The following is a 1,679-nucleotide window of genomic DNA, read 5'->3' as shown; positions in this document are numbered from 1 at the left end:
TTCGCCGACCGGTTCACTCGCATTCTGGCGGCGGTGGCCGCGGACGCGTCGGTGGTGGTGGGGGATATCGATGTGCTGGCCCCGGGCGAGCGGGAACTGGTGTTGCACGAGTGGTCCACCCCGGGGGCGATCGTGCCGGAAGTGACGCTGGTGGAGGTCATCGCCACCCAGGCCCGCACCCGCCCCGACGCCGTCGCCATCCGCTACGGCGACACCAGCCTGACCTTCGGGCAGTTGCAAAGCCGCGCCAACCGGGTCGCTCGGGCGTTGATCGCGCAGGGCGCTGGCCCGGAATCGGTGGTGGCGGTGGCGGTGTCGCGCACCGAGGAACTACCGGTCGCGTTGTTGGGTGTGTTGACCGCGGGTGCGGCGTATCTGCCGATCGACACCACCTATCCGGTGCAGCGGTTGGAGTTCATGCTCGAAGACGCCGCCCCGGTCTGCATCCTGACCACCGCCACCGAGCGGGAATCGCTACCCGCGGGCAATATTCCGGCCCTCCTGCTGGAGGACACCACCGGCTACGACGACGCACGCGTCCGCAACCGCGAACGTGTGGCGCCGCTGCGTCCGGACAACCTGGCGTATGTCATCTACACCTCCGGTTCGACCGGTGTGCCCAAGGGTGTGGGGGTCGCGCACCGCAACGTGGTCGAGTTGTTCGCCAACACCCAGTCGCTGTTCGAGTTCGACGACACCGATGTGTGGACACTGTTCCACTCCTTCGCGTTCGACTTCTCGGTGTGGGAACTGTGGTGTGCGCTGGCCAACGGCGGCACCGTCGTCGTGGTCGACTACCTGACTTCCCGCTCGCCGGAACAGTTCCGCGAGCTGTTGATCCGCGAACAGGTCACCGTTCTCAACCAGACCCCTTCGGCCTTCTACCAGCTCGCCGAGGCCGACCGCGCCGCGCACCCGGACGAGCAGGGCGAACTCGCGCTGCGCTACGTCGTGTTCGGCGGTGAGGCACTGGATCTGCGCCAGTTGCAGCGCTGGTACGAGCGCCACCCGGTGGACGCGCCGTGGCTGGTGAACATGTACGGCATCACCGAGACCACGGTGCACGTGTCCTACCTGGCGCTCGATGAGCAGATGGCCGACAACCCGGCCAGCGTGATCGGTCGCGCCATCCCGGGCTTGGACGCGTACGTGCTCGACGACCGGCTCAACCCCGCGCCGGTCGGCGTCGCCGGAGAGATCTACGTCGCGGGCGCTCAGCTCTCCCGCGGCTACCTCGGCCGTCCCGGCCTGGCCGCTACCCGCTTCGTCGCCAATCCCTTCGGTGCGCCGGGTTCTCGGATGTACCGCTCCGGTGATATCGGCCGGTGGGTGGGTCTGGGTGGCCTGGCCACCCTCGAGTACGCCGGGCGTGGGGACCAGCAAGTCCAACTGCGCGGGTTCCGTATCGAACTCGGGGAGATCGAAGCGGCGTTGTTGCGGTGCCCGGGGGTGAGCCAGGCGGTGGTGGTGGTGCGTGCCGACGAGCACGCCGGTGACCGCTTGGTCGGGTATGTGGTGCCCGATGCCGGGACGAGTTCGGATGCGTCGGTGCTGCGTAGGCAGGTCGCGGAGTTCTTGACCGGATACATGGTGCCCGACGCGATCGTGGTGCTCGAGGCGTTGCCGTTGACCCCGAACGGGAAACTCGACCGCCGCGCACTGCCCGCCCCGCGGATCGA

1 protein-coding gene is annotated in these 1,679 nt (G+C 68.3%); it reads left to right on the top strand.

From position 1 onward, the window contains the following. Positions 1–1,679, top strand: a 1,679-nt coding sequence (locus ABZ420_RS35970) for an amino acid adenylation domain-containing protein (protein ID WP_357132676.1), incomplete at both ends; no start/stop codon positions are given.

The organism is Nocardia sp. NPDC005745, from assembly GCF_040630775.1.
Lineage (GTDB): Bacteria > Actinomycetota > Actinomycetes > Mycobacteriales > Mycobacteriaceae > Nocardia.
This window is presented reverse-complemented; position numbering and strand designations above follow the sequence as displayed.